Source organism: Roseateles sp., from assembly GCF_047654805.1.
GTDB lineage: Bacteria > Pseudomonadota > Gammaproteobacteria > Burkholderiales > Burkholderiaceae_C > Pelomonas.
This window is the reverse complement of record NZ_JASGIV010000001.1, coordinates 4275081-4292667: the sequence shown is the minus strand read 5'-3', so window position 1 is coordinate 4292667 and position 17587 is coordinate 4275081. Positions and strand designations below refer to the sequence as shown.

Genomic DNA, 17587 nt, shown 5'->3' with positions numbered 1-17587 from the left:
TCCCTGGGCTCTATGAGCTGCTGACTACGTTTCGAACGAGTGAAGGGCTCTTGGCCTCTTCTAAGCCATCGCCTGCGCCCGCTCGACCAACCCCGCCACATCCTTAAACTTGTCGTAAATGGCTGGCTTCTCGCCAACGGCCAGTGCCTTGAAGTGCGCACGGCCGCACTCGATCTTGGCGCTCTCCGTGTCGCGTAGGTCGTTGCCGAACAAGCTGCTCTTGGTCTCGACGACGAAGTAGAGGCGGTCGCCGTCGGGCGTTGTCACCAGCACGGCCCAGTCGGGGTTGTAGGTGCCCAGCGGCGTGGGCACCTTGAACCAGCCGGGCAGCTTGGCGTAAACCTTGATCGCGTCGTTCTTCTCCAGCTGGTCGGCGAAGTCCCGCTCGACCTCAGAGTCGTAGACGACGTGCTGGTAGACCGAGCGCTGGGCGTCCTGCAGCATGTTCTTCAGGTAGCCGGTCAGCTCTTCCTTCTCGAACAGCTCCTGAGCGTAGTACTGGTCGTCGCCCAGGCGTTGGTAGCGGATGCCATCCACCAGCACGACGCGCTTGCAGCGGTTGATGGCGTCGGCCACGATCTCGATGAACTGCTGCGGGTTGCGCTTGAAGTCGTGCAGGCGATGGCTCTCGACCAGGATCTGCGCGATGCTGCGGCGGGTCAGCTGGGTGCGGTTCTGTAGTTCGGTCAGGATGTCGGGCAGCTCGATGTCGCCCTCATCCAGCACGACGACGCTGGCGCCACCGGTCTCCTGGGCCACGATGCCGGCCTGGCCGATCTCCATGTTGGCCTTGCGCCACTGCAGGCGCACCTTGCTGATGGGCGGCGCAGCGATCACCGCGGCGATGCAGTCGCGGATCAGCTTGTCGTTGTCGAAGTGGACCCGGTACGTGGTCTTGAACTTGATGCGGTCCCACAGCGCCTTGAACTCGGGGCTGTCCAGCACGGCGCGGCGCACCGGCACCTGGCGGCGCTCATCGGCGTTCTTGATCTCCAGCTTGCCGGCAACCTTGCGCAGCAGCTCCAGAATCTGAGCGCGCTGGGCTTCCAGCTCGGGGGGCAGCGTCAAGCTGCCGTCCTTGATGGCTTGGCGCAGGGTGTCCTGTACCTTGCCCTTGGCATCGATCAGGCGCTGCGCGCGCAGGTGCTCGGCCAGTACCTTGGACGCGTCGAAGCCCAGCGGCTTCTGCGTGCCGTCCGTCTGCTTGACGGCCACGCCCGCGAAGAGGTGGTCGGGCACGACGCCGAACTGGAAGCCGTCTTCCTCGATCTCCTTCTGCAGGCTGTCGGCGAACTGCTGGTAGCTCTCGTTGGCGATCACGGTCAGCGTGTTCACCTCGAAGCCGCGCAGGCGCAGGCCTTCCTGGTTGACACACAGCCGCAAGCCGCGGCCGATGGTCTGCCGGCGCCAGCGCTCGGTGGATCGGGTGCTGAAGTTGCAGATCTGGAAGACGTTGGGGTTGTCCCAGCCTTCCTTCAGGGCCGAGTGGCTGAAGATGAACTTCAGCGGCGAGGAGAAGCTGAGCAGCTTCTCCTTGTCGCGCATGATGAGGTTGTAGGTGTCGTCGTCGGCCGCAGTGCTGCCGCTGGTATCCTTCAGCATCTCCACCGTCTTGCCGCCGACCTTCTTCTTGTCGATCGAGAAGTAGCCGTTGTGAACCTCGTGCGCCGCAGCGCTCAGGTCCACTTCGTTGAACATGCTGCGGTAGTCGGGGTGCCGCGCCCAGCGCTGGTACTCCTCTTCGAAGATCGTGGCGTACACGCCCTTCTGCGGGTTGCCCTGCTCGTCATAGACGCGGTACTTGCTGACCTCGTCGATGAAGAACAGGCTGAGCACCTTCACGCCCATGGGGCGCAGGCGCTTCTCCTTGTCCAGGTGCTCCTTGATGGTGCGGCGGATCATCTCGCGCTGCACCGCCAGCGGCTCGACGCCGCCCCAGCTGTCGTCCACGCGCAGGAACTCCTGCCCCCCGGGCAGGTGCAGTTCCATCAGGGCTTCGGTCTTGGGGCTCTTGGCGGCCGCCCGCAGCGTGCCCACGCGCATGTTGGCGTAGACCTCGCGGCCGGTGGTCTGCTCCAGGTCGTCACCGTCCTGCACCACGACTTCCTTGCGCTGCACGCTGCCAGCCTTGCCCAGCACGTCCAGCTCCACCGTGGCAGCCACGACGCCGCGCTTGTTGCTGATGCCCACCAGCTTCACGTAGGGCTTGTTGAAACCCTGCTCGACGGTGGCCGAGGCCACCTCGATCTGCTTGACCAGCTTCTGCTCGTAGGCGTCCACAGCGTCGAGCCGGTAGACCATGTTGTGCTTGTCCACGTGCGTGGCCGAGTAGCGCAGCGTGCACAGCGGGTTCATGCGCGACAGCGCCTTCTTGCCGCGGCCGTCGATGCCGCCGTCCACGCTCTGCGGCTCGTCCACGATGAGGATGGGCCGCGTGGCGCGCACCAGGTCGATGGGCTTTTCGCCGCCCGTCTTTTCGCTGGCGCGGTACATCACGTTCTTGCTCTTCTCGCGGCGCAGGGCTTCGTCAGCTTCTTCCAGCGCTGCTTCCTGCTCGTCGCCGAACTTGTTGATCGCGCCGACCGTGATCACCATGATCTGCACGTTCGAGCTCGTGGCGAAGTTGCGCACCTTGCTCAGGTTGCCGGAGTCGTACTGGAAGAACTCGTAGCCCTTGGCGCTGGGGTACAGCGTCTCGAAGTGCTCGCGCGTGATCTGCAGCGTTTTGTTGACGCCCTCCTTGATGGCGACCGAGGGCACGACGATGACGAACTTGGTGAAGCCGTAGTTGCGGTTCAGCTCGAAAGCCGTCTTCAGGTAGACGTAGGTCTTGCCGGTGCCAGTCTCCATCTCCACGGTGAAGTCGGGCGACAGCTTGGTAGAGGGCGGCACTCCGTTGCGGAGTTGGATCGAGCGCAGGTTCTCTTCGATCTCCTCGTCCAGCAGGGTCAAACGGTTGCCGATGCCCCCTTGCTCGGTAGCCAGCATGCCGTCCAGCGAGCCTTGCGTGGCTGCCAGGTCGTCGTAGGTGCGCGCGGCACGGACCGTCACCGTGAACTCGGTGCGGCAGATCTCCTGCCCGCGGAACAGGTCGCAGACGGCCTTGATCGCCTCGGACTGGTAGGGGAGGTCCGCTTCGAAATGAAGTTTCATCGCAGCTTCCCCGTTACAGGCTACGCACCTTGGCGATGCCGTGCTGTTCGAGGATGGCAGCCAAGTTGGTCTTGGCGACATCGTTCTCGAAGGCGCTGTCGAGGAAGACGCAGGTCACTTCGCCTGCCGTGGCTTGCTCCTTGTGCCAGGTCACGATGCCAAGCGCCAGCGGCTCAGCTTCAGTAGCGCTGATACGGTCGTCGAGACATGCGAGCAGCACGCCGCCCCCGATGCTGTGAACAGCTTTGCCGGCGACTTCCCTTGTCTGCATGGGCACGCACAGGTCGAGTCCGAGCTTGAGCAGCAACTCGTACAGCACATCGTTAGTGCTGCGCCCCGACTTCACATGTTCAAGGTGGTCTAGCAATGCCTGCCCGATGTCGTTGCTGCGCGGTGTCCAGGCCTTGAGGTTGGAGGTGTCCAGGCGAAACGCGCGGAATCCAACATCGACAGAGTTGTGTCCCTCGGTCTTGATCCTTTGCCCTGACCGGCGAAGTCGCTCTTTCGTCAACTCCGAGATGATCGGAGGCCGGCCGATGTTCAAGCAGTAGTCTCGGGAGATCCTTGACTCGGAAGAGTCGCCGATTGGCTCTGGCAGTTGGACGAGCACGTAGCGTCGCTGCCCCCCGTCAGCAGCGTTGAGCATCATCACTGCTTCTCCCATGCTGCCAGACCCCGCAAAGAAGTCCAGGCAGATGTCGTCACGCCCACACCCCAGGTGCGCCAGCAGCTTCAGGAGCTCAGTGGGCTTGGGTGTGTCAAACACAGATTTCTGTCCGAACAGGACCTCCAGCTCCCGTGCAGCATGCTGATTCAGCGGCATGTCAGGGAGTATGGAGGGCGTCGTCATGCCTGGCTTGGCCTCGCTTAGGAACAGCTTTCGCATCGGTGTCGTTGCCGTGCCGTTCACACCCCAGTACAGACGACCGTCCGCTTGTAAGCGATCCATCTCCTCTTTGGAATGACGCCAGCAGGTGCCGTCCCTGGGGTAGCACATCTCGCCAGTAGTCGGGTTCCGCACTCCGAAGTGAAGTGATGCGACATCCCTTCCGCCCTTGGCGTTCGCGGTCGTGTCAATCTTGCGAAACTTGCCCCTCGGGTCTGGTCCACCTGGCTCCCGAAACTCTTGGTACTCGGCATCAGCCTTCTCGGTTCGCGGCATCAAGTTGAGCCGGTCTTCCGCGAGTGTGCGAGCTGAGCCAGCTGTCAGGGTCTTGCCGTACACGAGGATGTGCTCGTGAACGGATCCGATGTTTCTATCGTTGGGAGCCCCGTCGCGCTTCTTCCAGATTAGGTCGATGATGAAGCACTCTTCCCCGAAGACCTCGTCAAGTAACAGTCGGAGATTGGCAACTTCTGTAGAGTCAATTGACACGAACAGAATCCCGTCGTCGCGGAGCAGGTTTCTCGCTAGCTTCGCCCGCGGGTACAGCATCGACAGCCAGTCGGTGTGGAATCGACCGCTCGCCTCAGTGTTGCTACTGATCTTTCGGCCGCCCTCAACCTGACCGGTCAGCTCCAGGTAGTTCCGGATGCTGTCCTGAAAGTTGTCGGGGTAGACGAAGTCCTTGCCGGTGTTGTATGGCGGGTCGATGTAGACCATCTTGACCTTGCCGGCGTAGCTCTTCTGCAGCAGCTTCAGCACTTCGAGGTTGTCGCCCTCGATCATCAGGTTTCGCGTCGTCTCCCAGTCCACGCTCTCTTCGGGACACGGACGGAGCGTGCCGGCGCTGGGCGTCAGGGCGAGCTGGCGAGCCGCGCGCTTCCCGTGCCAGTTGAGGCCGTACTTCTCATCCGCGTCGGTCACGGTCGCATCGCCGACCAGAGCCTTGAGCACGTCGATGTTGATGGCCGGCCCCTTGGTGCCTTCAGTCACCAGCTCGGGGAACAGAGCCTTCAGCCGGGCGAGGTTGTCGGCCAGGATGTCAGCGCTCTGGCTCTCTGGCATGCCGGGTTCGATCTTCTGGATGGACATGGTTCGTTCTTCTTGGACTTCAGTGTTCTTGGGCTTGAGCCACGGCGCCATCGGCGCGTGCGTGGGTCGGCAGGGGCGGCGGTAGATCAGCGGCAAACTCAACTTGGAGCCTGCTGAAGCGCCGGACCATGGGCTGGCTACCAGCCAGTACAGCCAGCATCATGCCAGTCATCAACAGCAGGCCGCTGCAGTTGCGCAGGGCGCCGATCACCAGTGGCTCGGGAAAGCCCTGCGCATGCCTGTGCAGGGCGTGGATGCCGCCGTGCACGAAGGAGTTCAGCGCGGCGGCGTTGTTGTCCTTGAAGGCCTGCAGGCCGAGGAGCGGCTGCGCCGCGGCAGGCTTGTCGGCCAGTTGCTTGAGCATCTCGGCCAGCATCGGCAGCTTGTTGGCCGCAGCTTCGGTCTCTTTCGACAGCGGGGCAGCGAGCTTGTCCACTGCGAGGTCCGTTGCCGCGTAGAGCAGCCACACGGCGCGCGTCAGCGCCTCGTGCTGTAGGCGGAGCAAGCTGAGCGCTGCGGTCGGCAGCCCTTGAGCCACCAGCACCCGGAGCGCTCGGCCATGCTCCAGCGCCACGCAAGCGGCACTGACGCTGGCGCTGATGCGCGCCGACCCGTCGTAAGGGCGGTACTGCTCGGAGTCGATGGCCGCCATAACGGCTCCATCCAGCTCGTCGGCGCGGGCCAGCGCCTGTCCCAGCGCGTCAAGCTTCAAGTCTGCGTCGTGTGGTGCAGTGGTTTGCGTCATGCCGACTCCCCGGACAGCGTGCGCTGCAAGGCCTGCAACCGGCTCTGCGCGGCATGGATCTCTTGGTTCAGCGCCACCTGGCGGGGCATCTGCCTTTCCTTGTCGGCTTGGCTGCGCAACTGTGCGATCTGTACTTGGAGCTGGCGGCAGTCCTGCAGGGCAACGTGCCGCGCCGCGGCTTGTTCACGCGTCAGGCTGGGCAGGAAGCGGCCTGTTTCCTTCGCGATGTCCAGCGCGCTCGCCGTGTCCAGCCAGCCTTGGTAGAGGGCGTACAGGTCGGACTGGGGCTGCTTGGCCAGCGCCACCGACGCGTAGAAGTCGGCGCCATGCTCTGCGTCTGGCAGCAGGACGGACAGTACGGAGCCATCCAGCACCGTCTTGTCAGCCTCATTCTGGGATGCGCGGATGTGAGCGAGCGACAGGCTGGCGCCGAGGTCGGAACTGGCGAGCAGCAGCACGGGGTAGGGCACGGCGCGATGCAGTAGCTCGGCCAGGCGGCCGGGTTTGGCGCCGGGCTTGAGCTTTAGGCTCAGCACCGCCACTTCCAGATACTCGCGCTGCTCATCCTTGAAAGCCGGCACACCGATCAGGTGGGGCTTGAGGGACGCCAGCCACTGAACCTCGTCGACGCCGTCCTGCACCTGTCGCTTGTCGGCCGCCGTGGCGGCGCCATGCTCGGCCAGCAACTTCTTGGGCACGCGCTGGTCCACCCGAGTGGCATCGGGCAGACCGAGGGCTTGGATCAGTGCATCCGCACTCATGCCGCTGCCGTGCTTGCCGCAGCTCCAACTGCCGTGGCGGTGGTGCCTGGCAGTACAACCAGGTAGGCCAACACCTCGAAGTCGTTCATGCCGGCGAACTCGCCTCGCATGGCATGGGTACCGCCCGGCGCAAAGAGACTGGCGACAGCCCGCTCCTCACCTTTGCCGACGATGGAGCCGACCGCGGCGGCCAGGAGGTCTTGGGCGTGGCGCATGTCGGAGAACTGCCGTGTGCTCTTGGCGTGGCGAGCGACGGCGCCTGCGTCGGGCAGCTCGCGGCCCATGCTCAGGCGCTTCAGCCGATCCAGCACGTGCTTGGCCTGTGTGTAGGGCAGCAGGACGGTTCCGTGCTCGCCGATGTGCACCAAGTAGATGGGCGCCAGCGGGTAGTTGGGGTCGACGGCCTTCTCTGCCGCGACGCCCTCGGCGCGCAGGCAGAAGAGCATGCCGGGCGGGATGTCGGCTTCGTGGGTGGTGGTGACGGCGCAGGCACCCAGGGGCATGCTCTCCAGCTTGCCGGGGTGGGCCTTGAGGTAGCGCGCCAGATCGATGCGGTAGTCGGTGAGGGTCAGGTCGGTGATGGACACGCCGCTGGACAGGTCTTCCAGGTCGATCACCGCGTCCTGCAGCTTCAACAGCTGCTTGCGCCGGTACTCCAGGTCGTTCATCGGGTCGCCAGACTGCTGCTCGATGATGTTCTCTTCACCCGTGGCGGAGACGTCCAGCAGCACCATGCGACCGCTGACGCGCTGCTCCAGGCCGATGTACTCCTCCAGCTCCATGTTGGGCCAGAAGTTGACGAGCTGGATGCTGGTGTTGGGCGAGCCCAGCCGGTCCACCCGGCCGAAGCGCTGGATGATGCGAACCGGGTTCCAGTGGATGTCGTAGTTCACCAGCCAGTCGCAGTCCTGCAGGTTCTGGCCTTCGCTGATGCAGTCGGTGGCGATCAGCAGGTCGAGCTCGCCCTCGTGGGCAAGGCCGGCAGGCCGCTCCTTGGACCGGGGGGAGAAGGTCGTGAGGATCGTCGTCAGATCCTTGCGCAGGCCTGGCAGGGTAGACCGATTCCGCCCCGCGCCTGTGACCAGGGCAGCTTCGACCTGTAAGTGGGTCTTGGCCCAGTCCGCCAGGTGCTCATACAGGTACTCGGCCGTGTCGGCAAACGCGGTGAAGACGATGACCTTGCGGTTGCCCGCGTTGATGGGGTTGCGCACCTTCTCCGCGATCAGGTCACGCAGCTTGCCGAGCTTGTCGTCGCGGGCCGCGTCGACTTGGAGCGCGGCAGCGTTGAGCGTGGCCAACCGGTTACGGTCTTCGGTGAGGTCCTGGCGCCAGCGGGCGAGGTCGATGTCGCTGAGCAGCACCTTGACCTTGCGGCCGACCAGCAGGGTTTCGAAGGCGGGATCGTCCACGTCGACATCGGCGATGTCGATCTCTTCGAACTCGTCTTCGGCGCCAACGCTGCCGGCCTTGTAGGCCTGCAGCCGGGCCAGGGTCTCGTCAACATCATTGAGCTGGCGGCCCACGGTCAGGGCGAAGGAGAAGACCGAGCTTTCCATGCGCTTGAGCAGGTTGACCCGCATCAGGTGGATCAGGCTCTCCTCGCGGTCGACCTGGCGAAAGATGCTTTCGCCGCCGCGGATGGCCGTGCTGTACTTGGCGTCGTAGCTGGACAGCTTGTCTTCCTTGACGTAACGCAGCGGCGCGTAGCTGGCCAGCTTGAGCCGGCGGATCTCGAAGTTGATCTCCTTGATCGGCTGGAACTCACCAGCCTTGTCGACATCGGCCTTGATGTTGATGGGAGGTAGGCGACCGGGGAAGCGGCCGGTCTCCGAGGTGCCGTAGTACTTCTCGATGTGTCGGCGGGAGCGCGCGATGGTCAGGTGGTCCAGCAGCGCAAAGTAGTCGAAGCCCAGCATCTCCACCAGCAGCTGCGGCGTGCGCTCTTCTTCTGGCAGCTCCAGCCAGCGGTTGAAGGACTTCTGAGCACGGCGCGTGGTGCTGTCGATGCTGGCAATGCCGTGGTCGAAGAGGGCGGTGTCGTCGCCCTCGGTGACGAAGGCGATCTGGTTCTTCAGATCGGCCAGGCGGTTGTTGACCGGCGTGGCTGACAACATCAGCACGCGGGTCTTGACGCCCTCACGGATGATCTTGCGCATCAGGCGGTCGTAGCGAGTCTCGGCGCCTTGCTTCGGAGCCTTCTTGTTGCGGAAGTTGTGGGACTCGTCGATGACGACAAGGTCATAGTTGCCCCAGTTGACATGCGCAAGGTCGACGTCGCCCGACAGGCCGCCGTCACGCGACAGGTCCGTGTGGTTCAGTACGTCGTAGTTGAACCGGTCTGACGCCAGGAGGTTGCGCTGGTCGTTGGCCTTGTAGATGGTCCAGTTGTCACGCAGGCGTTTGGGGCACAGCACGAGCACGCGGTCGTTGCGCAGCTCGTGGTACTTGATGATGGCCAGCGCCTCGAAGGTCTTCCCGAGGCCGACGCTGTCGGCAATGATGCAGCCGCCGAAGCGGTCCAGCTTGTCGATGGCGCCAACAACGCCATCGCGCTGGAACCTGTAAAGCTTCTTCCAGACGACGGTGTTGCGGATGCCGGTAGCCGACTTGACGATGCGGTCCTCGTCCATGTCCTGGCTGTCCGCCCTGAACAGGTGGTACAGCATCGCGGTGTAGACGCTCATCGGGTCGCGCGCAGCTGCCAGCTCGTCGAGGGCTTGCAGGATGGCGGTCTTCGCGGCGGGTTGCTGGCCGAGACCCTCCCACTGGAGGTCGAACCACTGGGCCAGTGTCTCGGCCTCCTGAGCCGTCTCCGACGCCTGGATGAAGCTCAGAGGGTTGCCGGGTGTGATGCCCAGTCCATCGGTCGATAGGCCGAAGGATCCGTGAACGGCTTGCCTGGCTTTGCCATCAGGGCCGCGAAGGACCGCAAGGCCTTGGGGTATGGCACCTTGTGCGCAACGCACCTCCGCCTTGGCGCGAATCCATTCTGCGAACTGCTTGGCGAGGTTCGGAGCCCGCAGGCGATTCCGTGCAGGGCGATCAGCCGCGTTGCCCAGTAGGCTGAAGTCGGCGGCATCTGCGGACATCAGCAGGCGGGCGGCACTTAGCTTACTGACGCCTTCTTGAAGCGCTTCGAACGCGAACAATGACTCCGACGCCGTCATCAGGTCGATCTGGTTACCAGGCTGGAGCCCCGGCGAAATGATGTCTACGACACGGTCGGTGCCTGCATTGCGGATCAGCTTCATCGTCTTCTTACTCCCTGTAGCAATCTAACCCAGGGGCGAAGTGATTCGGCAGGGAGTTCTTCCTAGGTGGTGCCGTGTGCCAGCGTCACATGTAGAACCTGTAGGACGGATTGGGCGACGGATCGTCGCCTAGCTCCGTCATCACCATCCCCACGCGGCGAGCGAATGAGATCGTCACGGGGTAGCGCGCCAACCCGTCGGAACTGTTCCAGTTCATCTTGGTCAGCGTCAGGATTTCTTCAGCGCGCGCCTTCAAATCCGTTTTGTTGTGGCTGCCAAAAAGCAGTGGAGCGGGGATGTGGGGGCCAGGGTACTCCTTCCACCAAGGCACGTAGCCGGTGGTGAACAGATAGTTCTCCCTGCCGTCGACGTCCACCCAAGTGCCGCGCCAGACCTCTTGGCTCCCCTTCTTCACGAGGCGGAAGCCAGTCTGTCCTAGCCAGACCAAATCGATGGCAGCTGCCTTACTTAGGCCCGCATTGAATCCATCGGCTTCCTCCGCGTGGTAGCGAGAAGTCTTGTGCACCACCACACGGTCCGGCACCGTTCCGGCGTTCTTGACGTAGGCGTCGATCACTCGGTCAATGAGATCAGCAGCCTGAGCTTGCTTGAGGTACGGCTGTTTGTATTCGACCTGGTCCTTGGGGATCGTTGCCCCACGCAGCACAAACGGCTGCACCGTGCTCGAGAAGGCTTGAGCCACGCTGGCATACATGACGTCGCCTGCCTTGCGCTTGAGGTGGTGGAATGAAACACCGACGAAGCAGTAGTTGGAAGGCAGGTCCTTCGGGCGCCATGGGATTGAACCGGCCTTGTAGAAGAGCGACGTCCCGAGGTTCCACGCCCGTGTGGCGCCACTTTGACTTGCCTTGTCCTCGCGATAGGTGTGCTCGCGAATTACCTGAAGCGGCACGGCATTCGGGCGCTGCATCATGCGTGCCTTCAAGGCTCGGTAGAAGTTCCGGAACAGAAGTTCTTCAGCCTGTGGCTTCAGCTCCGCTATCCGCTTGAGTTCCTCTGGATCCGGTGCGAATAGCTCGGTCTGCTTGTCATCTTCGCGCTGCAGATACTCAAGTGCTTGTCGCTCCTCGGGGCTGAGCTTGGAGTTGGTAACTCTCAGGTCAGCCTCGGACTCTCGGAAGGCGACCAACACCACCCTCGGACGGACGTCGTTGAACATGGACTCGATCTTTCCGCCGTAGAGGTCGAGCAATCCTTCAAACTTGTCTGCCGGATTCTTGCTCTGCTGCAGCGCAAACTCCTTCTGGTCAATCGTCCTAATGAACTGGTCAGGGATTTCGTAGACGCACCCGAATGCTTTCTCGGTGCCGGGAAAAGCACCGAAGCGACTGGCGTTCGCCTCGTCGCCCATGACCAGTCCACGCATCACAGAGAACCAGGTCTTGATCGCCTGCACCTCTTCTGCGGGGCACACCAGTCCAAGCTGATGCGTCTCAAGTCGATCAGGCACGGCCATCAAGGCGCCGCTCTTTCGCATTGCCAGCCGAGGGTCGACTCCAAACTCGCCACGACCGAACTCAAGGAGTGGTTCACCCAAAACCTGCAACCTGATCGTCATTGGCCAGCCTCCGCGTTCGGGTCAAAGATTTCGATCTCGTGGAAGGCCCCCGCCATGAGCAGGTCGTAGTCGCCCGTGGGGCACAGCTGAACGGTGGCCGCACCGCGAGCCAGGTACCGTGACCAGAACCCGAGATCGCTCACGACTGCCTGATTTCGATCGAAGCGCATCCGGCTGGTGGATAGCTTTGTTCTCCGATACGGCGGCAACGGAGTCCTGCCGTCCGCCTCTGTGAACATATAGAAGGGTTTGATCTGGACGGCCCAGGCTCCCTGGAACCGAATCACGTCGAAAGCAAAGCCTTCGTTCTCATGGAAGACATCCCTCTTGTTCTCCCGACGCTTCACCATCTCACGCTCCACGCCGGAGCGCTTGGGCGCGTCGTACCTGATCTTCACCGGGTCATCAGTCAGCTTTACAAAGTAGGCGCGGTGGCCACCGCCTTCAACGTACAGCCCGTCAGCCTGAAAGCCACGAAGGTAGCGGACGAAGTGCTCTCGCAGCAGATGCGACACCGTGCTGTGCCCCCCCTGTTGGCCGGCGAAGTGGTCCACATCTACCACCTTGTACGTTCCGGAGCGAGCGCCCAAAACCGCTGGCTTGCAGAAGCTCACCGCTCTATCCCTCTGGCGAATCAGCACGTGTGTGCTCTCAGGCATCGCTTGACCCAGCAGATCTACACCGCTCGGCACGTTGATCTTGGGACTGTTCTGCTGGTCAACCGTCGTGATGGCGCCAGGCATCACCTCGAACCGAAGGTGGTTCGTCATGTATGCGCCGAACGGGTGTAACGCCAGAGCAGTCTCCGAGCTTCCCGGAGCCTGCTGACGCGCCTGAAAAAGTTCTGCGATGAAATGCGTATTGCCGGGCTCGACCAAATACCGTGCGGTACCACCTTGCTCGAGCATTAATTCCTTGGCATCGCTTAGCCCAGAGCCTCGCTTGTCCATCGGTCCGATGCCATAAAAGACGTCAGCGATTGAGTAATTTCGTATGTCCGTGACGGAGCGAACGGGTGCGAACTCTCCGTCCGCACCGGGTGAAAGTCTCTTCAGTACGACTTCCGGCAAGCCCCCGGGGTTAGAGAAACGAATTCGACTGCCTTCCTCCACATCGATCTTGCTTTGCTCAGCAGCTGAATAGTCTCGATGAACGAGCATGTTCACGATCATCTCGGTGATGCTTCGTGAGTGATAGGCTTGCTGCCTTTTTGAAGATGAGCTCGTCTTCACGCGCAACTGAGGATTCACCTCTGCGGAATCCAGCAACTCGCGTAGTTCAGCAAACTGTTGAATGAGATTGCCGTTGATGAGCTTTCGCTTCTTTCCACCTTGCGTGAACTCGACGCACGCCTGCGGAAAGAGCGATTGAACGTCCTTTCCGAACAGAATGACTGCCTCGGGGGTTGGCCTAGGTTCACCGTTTGCGTCAGCGAGAACAAGACCAAGCTCGCCAAGAAGTCCCCACATCCTGGCGCGATCAACCCGCGGACGCAGCACCTTGTCGCAGTACTCGCCAAGCTTCGCAAGGATCAAGTCATGGTCGAGGTCATCCAGGGCCAAACTGCGGCTGGTCTTGATGGGACTGTTCTGCTCAGCGCGTGCTGACGGCCGATAGACATCCTGATCACGAAGAGTCTCGTCAAGATCGATGAGTAGCTCATCGAACCCATCGATAGTGAGGTTAAAGAAGTTGCCCCCAATCGCGGACTGAAGTGCTTCTACGCGATCATGCAAGGGTGCTCTGCCGAGGTCGCACCAGTACACCCCGCACTTGAAGGCGAGAGTTGACTGCATAAGAGCCTGGAAGAGCCCATTCATGATGGACGGCTCGCCGCCGCGATACCCAACCACTACCAGAGGTGAGGCGGTCAGCATCTGCTTGAGCATCTCAACCAGACCAGGTGGGAGACTCTCGGTCTCCTCAGTGGTGTTCAAGTCCGTGTAGGAGTCGATTGCGCCATGCAGGTACACGACCATCGGTTCCTGGCCGTAGACCGAGAACGAAATGTGGTCATCGGGCGTCTGGTTGATCTCAACCGGACGCGGAACATGCGGAGCGAGCGCCGACAGGGCTTCGACGATGCAGCCATCGAAGTTGGTGGTCAGAGTGACGCGTGAGAGGCCTCGCTGCGCAAGGCGCGCAAGGGCGTGATAGCCCTCTGAGGTGCCGTTAAAGGGACGCAACTCACGCCGGAAAAACTCGCGCCTGTACTCGCGGGGAACAAGAAGCTGGCGCACGGCCAACGGGAAGTTGTCGCCAAGCCGGCCGGGCTCGGCGATGAACCAAGGCTGTTCGGAGAGGAATCGCGCGATGTCGCCTGGCATGACCCGGGCAGTGCTACTGGTGCCCAGCTTCTTTCTGGCGTAGACCTCTTTTGCTATGCGCTTGACCGCATCATCGGCGAGAGGGACGCCGGATCTGTAGGAAGCGCCTGCACCGAGCAAGAAGACGGGCCTTGCCCGCTGACTGGCTTCGAATAGAGCAGACAGCTGACGCACCGCCGATAGGTGGGCCTCAGAACGGTGTGAAGACTGCGTGCCAGATCCCATATTGTGTTTTCTCCCTGCAGACGCAGGGCGATGTTGACACAAGCGGTCGGCGCTGGCTCCGCGCTACCTGGCTTTTTGCCGAGCCGGCTGCATCGCTGTGCAGCCTGATGCAGGTCGCAGCGGGGATATGGGCCGTTGGGGTATCCGGTTGGAACCAATGCTAACTTCTACTCCGATGGCAGGCGCTTCACCTCGGCCACGAGCTGAAGCTGCTGCAGATAGTCGTTGTGAAACCGGGCCAGCCAGCGAACGACGTGGGCGTTTTCCAGCAACGACTTGATGTGTGCCTTGATGATGGCCAGTTGAAGCGTTAGGTCGCCGTAGGTCTCCTCGATCAGCTTCGTGTCAGCCTGCATGGCCGCCAGCTCGCGCTGTAGCCGCTGAACGGTCTCGGTTGCGCCAGATCGCTGCACCTTGACCTTGGTGTCCGGTGCCAGTTGGTCCGGTGGCGTGTGCTGAAGCATCGCCTGGGCGAACTTCACGGAGTAGTTCTCCAGCCCAACCATAGTGCGAGCGACGTCGATCTGTCGGAAGTGGCCCATCTTGCGCAACACGCCGAACATGGTCCTGCCGGCTGGTTTGTCAGCGAGTAGCCGAACGACTTCATCACAGATGCCCTCCAGCATCCGGAAGCTGTCGGTGATCGACCGCTCCGACACGTTCAGCGCGGCGGCAAGGCGCTGCACCGAAGCGCCACGCTCCGCAGCCCGCACGATCATCTTGTGTTCCTGGACCACCGACAGCCGGCTGACGCGCTTGTTGTACGTGTAGCCCTCATCGTCCGTCGACACGAGGCACATGGCCCGATCGACACCGAGCTCACCCAAGGCCATGTGTCGGAGATGTCCATCCAGGATTTGGAACCCGCCCTGGTGGGCCGGGTGATGGATCACGACGAGCGGTTCGACGAGCCCGATCTCTGACAACGAAGACTTGACCTGCTTGTACTTGACGCTGATCTTGAGCGTCGAAGGCACAACCCGGCTCGGATGGAGGAGGTTCAGTGGAACCTCAATGCAGTCCAGCTCGAACCCCAGGCGAATGGGCTTGATGGGCTTTTCCATCAGACCAGCCCCGACTTCTTCGCCGTCTCGGCCAGCGGCTTCGGCATGCTGGTCAGCCCTTCCGTCTTGAGCAGCTTGCGGAACTCGGCGTTGGCCAGCAGCTCCTTGAAGATCTGCTGGACGACGGTCAGCGTGGACTGGGTGTTTTCAGCGCGCTTCTGGATTCGCCGGTGCTCGTCGGCATTGCGCTGATAGAGCTTGGTCAGCTCCTCAGGGGTCATGCGCTTGTACTGGGAACCGCCGCGGCCGTAGATCTCAGGACTGTGCCGCTTGCCGCTGCGCGCCCGGTTCTCAAGGATGCGCCGCATCACCGCGACCTTGCGGCCTTTGAGGTCACCACGGTTGTAGGCTTCGAGCAGTAGCTCCTGCGCTTCACTGTCATTGGCCCGGGCGATCTGCACAGCGATGTGCAGCGGGACGTGCCCAGCCTCTGCTGCGGTCAGCAGCCGACGCTCGCCGCGTTCGAGCAGCGTGCCAACATGGTTGACCCACGACGCTGTGCAGCCGATCTTCTTGCCAATTTCGGCGTCCGAGTAGCCTTTGCTGCGAAGCACACCTACCTGCTCCAGCATCTCGCTGGCGCGAGGCGTGCGGCGGGCGATGTTTTCCACCAAGCTCATCACATGCCCGGTCTCCTCGTCGGTGTCGACAACCAGCGCAGCAATGCGTGACTGCCCAAGTGCCTTGCAGGACTCCAGCCGGCCTTGACCGCAGATGAGCGCGAACTTCGTGCCGTCGTCGCCGGCGGGCAGGCGCCGAACGGTGATGGGGCGCTTGAGGCCAATCTGGCCGATGTTGTCAGTGATCTCCTTGTGCAGCTTGGTGTTCCGGACCCGAGGGTTTGCGACCAACACCGCCTCGATCGGGATCATCTCGACGCGTGAGGATTTGTCCGTCATGCCGCCTCCGCGTAGGCAGTCCTGGCGCAAAGCGCATAGAAATCGTCGAGCGCATTGACGCGATAGAAGTCGAGCGAGAAGCCGTTTGCCTCCCGCTCTGGCAGCTGTGACGCCCCGAAGTCCAGCGACGGCAGGACATAGAAGTCGAAGGGATCCCGGTTGGACTGGTCCATCCGGGTGACGATGGTGATGTCGGGCTCCAGGCTGGCGTCCAACCGAATCAGCCAGCGGAACTTGCCAGCTGGCGTGGGTTTGCACCGGGCCACGACGACCGACACCGTGAACTCCTCGTTCACCGTGAGGAGGTCCGTATCCTTGTTCGATCTAGCACAGCCGCCCACGTCGCTGATGCCCTGCGCGACGCGTTGCATCACGGTCGGGTGATACCGACGCAGAGCACGGTTGATCTCCAGATAGGCGCAGTCCCGTCGAGGCTGAAAGCCGACAAGGTTGTACGCCCGGTACAGGCTGCCGAAGCGGGTCCTATAGCTGGAGCTGGACGGCAGCCCGTCCTCCTCGTCGATCAAGACGCCCGACAGGCCGCCGTGCCGTTCCAGCACCTGGCGCAGCAGCGCGAGCATCTCCTCGTCATCAAGATGGCGTGACCGCTGGGCAATGATGGCCTGGGCCTGCCAGAACAGCTCCGGGCGGACGATGGCCTCGAAGGCGCCGTCCTTGCGGATCCAGTCTGAAGGCGGGTTCTGCTTGTGCTCGATCTTCAGCTTGAACGAGGTTCGGTTGTAGACGTTGTTGCCGATGTACTTCTCATTCGTCAGCACCTGGTGCACGGTCCCGCGGCTCCAGGGGCGCCCGAGGTCTGTCTTGAGACCCTGCCGGTTCAGCTCCGATGCGATCACGCGCTCGGGTTTGGCGTCTTCCAGGAACAGCCGATAGATCTGGTGGACCGTCGCGACTTCGGCTTGCGGGCCGGGGACCAGAAAGACGCGGTCCGTCTGGATGCTCTTCTTCTCGCCCCGTGTAAGCAGCCCCTTGACGTTGTGGTGCTCATCCACGAGCTGTCGACGCAGGCCGAAGCCCGGTGCACCACCCTGCCGGTAGCCGCGCTGGACGAGGTTGCGGTGGCCGGCGAACACCTTGACCGACAGCTCGCGGCTGTACTCCGCGGCCATGCTTCTCTTCAGGCCTACCATCACGGTCGAGGAGAGAGACCCGTCGTTCTTGAACTGCTCGGCGCAGTAGATGATGCGGATGCCGCGGCGCTTGCAGGTCTGCTCATAAACGGCGGCCTCGTCCGGATCAGGAAATCGGCCCCAGCGGCTGATGTCGTAGACGAGCACAGCGGAGAAGCCAGGATTCGGCGCGCCGACGTCGTTGAGAAGCTGCTGCAACCCGGGCCGGCCACGCAGGTTCAGGCCGCTCTTGCCGGCGTCCATGTAAGTTCGGACAACCCGCATCTTGTGCAGTTCGGCGTACGCCGCGATGACCTGGGCTTGGTTGTCGGTGGAGTACTTCTGATGCTCCGTCGACATGCGGACGTATTGCGCCACGGGCAACAGGTCGTCGGGTGCTCCATGCATATCGGACTCGACATGCAAGCGCAGATTCAATCCTTCAGTCATCGCAGCCCTCCCGGGCGAACGGTCATCG

At 62.4% G+C, this 17587-nt stretch carries 10 protein-coding genes; all 10 read right to left on the bottom strand.

Going from position 1 to position 17587, the window contains the following annotated elements:
* Window positions 1-60: 60 nt before the first annotated feature.
* On the bottom strand, window positions 61-3153 hold the full coding sequence (locus QM732_RS19480; RefSeq protein WP_415657747.1) for a type III restriction-modification system endonuclease: 3093 nt from the start codon (window positions 3151-3153) through the stop codon (window positions 61-63).
* A gap of 13 nt (window positions 3154-3166) precedes the next feature.
* Window positions 3167-5128, bottom strand: coding sequence for a site-specific DNA-methyltransferase (locus QM732_RS19475; RefSeq protein WP_415657746.1), 1962 nt, complete (start codon window positions 5126-5128; stop codon window positions 3167-3169).
* Between the two features lie 19 nt (window positions 5129-5147).
* On the bottom strand, window positions 5148-5873 hold the full coding sequence (locus tag QM732_RS19470) for a DUF6988 family protein (protein ID WP_415657745.1): 726 nt from the start codon (window positions 5871-5873) through the stop codon (window positions 5148-5150).
* Complete coding sequence (locus tag QM732_RS19465; RefSeq protein ID WP_415657744.1) at window positions 5870-6634, bottom strand: DUF4391 domain-containing protein; 765 nt, start codon at window positions 6632-6634, stop codon at window positions 5870-5872. Before QM732_RS19465 ends, QM732_RS19470 begins: the two co-directional genes overlap by 4 nt.
* On the bottom strand, window positions 6631-9885 hold the full coding sequence (locus QM732_RS19460; RefSeq protein ID WP_415657743.1) for a helicase-related protein: 3255 nt from the start codon (window positions 9883-9885) through the stop codon (window positions 6631-6633). Before QM732_RS19460 ends, QM732_RS19465 begins: the two co-directional genes overlap by 4 nt.
* 85 nt (window positions 9886-9970) lie before the next feature.
* Window positions 9971-11464 carry a hypothetical protein gene (locus tag QM732_RS19455; protein ID WP_415657742.1) on the bottom strand — a complete coding sequence of 498 codons (1494 nt, stop codon included), beginning with the start codon at window positions 11462-11464 and terminating at the stop codon, window positions 9971-9973.
* The gene (locus QM732_RS19450) at window positions 11461-14016 is read right to left on the bottom strand and encodes an SIR2 family protein (protein ID WP_415657741.1); all 2556 of its coding nucleotides are present in this window, start codon (window positions 14014-14016) and stop codon (window positions 11461-11463) included. The genes QM732_RS19455 and QM732_RS19450 overlap by 4 nt, the downstream gene beginning before the upstream one ends.
* Before the next feature lie 167 nt (window positions 14017-14183).
* Window positions 14184-15080 carry a plasmid partitioning protein RepB C-terminal domain-containing protein gene (locus QM732_RS19445; protein WP_415657740.1) on the bottom strand — a complete coding sequence of 299 codons (897 nt, stop codon included), beginning with the start codon at window positions 15078-15080 and terminating at the stop codon, window positions 14184-14186.
* On the bottom strand, window positions 15080-15952 hold the full coding sequence (locus QM732_RS19440) for a plasmid partitioning protein RepB C-terminal domain-containing protein (RefSeq protein ID WP_415657739.1): 873 nt from the start codon (window positions 15950-15952) through the stop codon (window positions 15080-15082). The genes QM732_RS19445 and QM732_RS19440 overlap by 1 nt, the downstream gene beginning before the upstream one ends.
* 23 nt (window positions 15953-15975) lie before the next feature.
* Window positions 15976-17517 carry a recombinase family protein gene (locus QM732_RS19435; RefSeq protein WP_415659418.1) on the bottom strand — a complete coding sequence of 514 codons (1542 nt, stop codon included), beginning with the start codon at window positions 17515-17517 and terminating at the stop codon, window positions 15976-15978.
* Window positions 17518-17587: the final 70 nt, after the last annotated feature.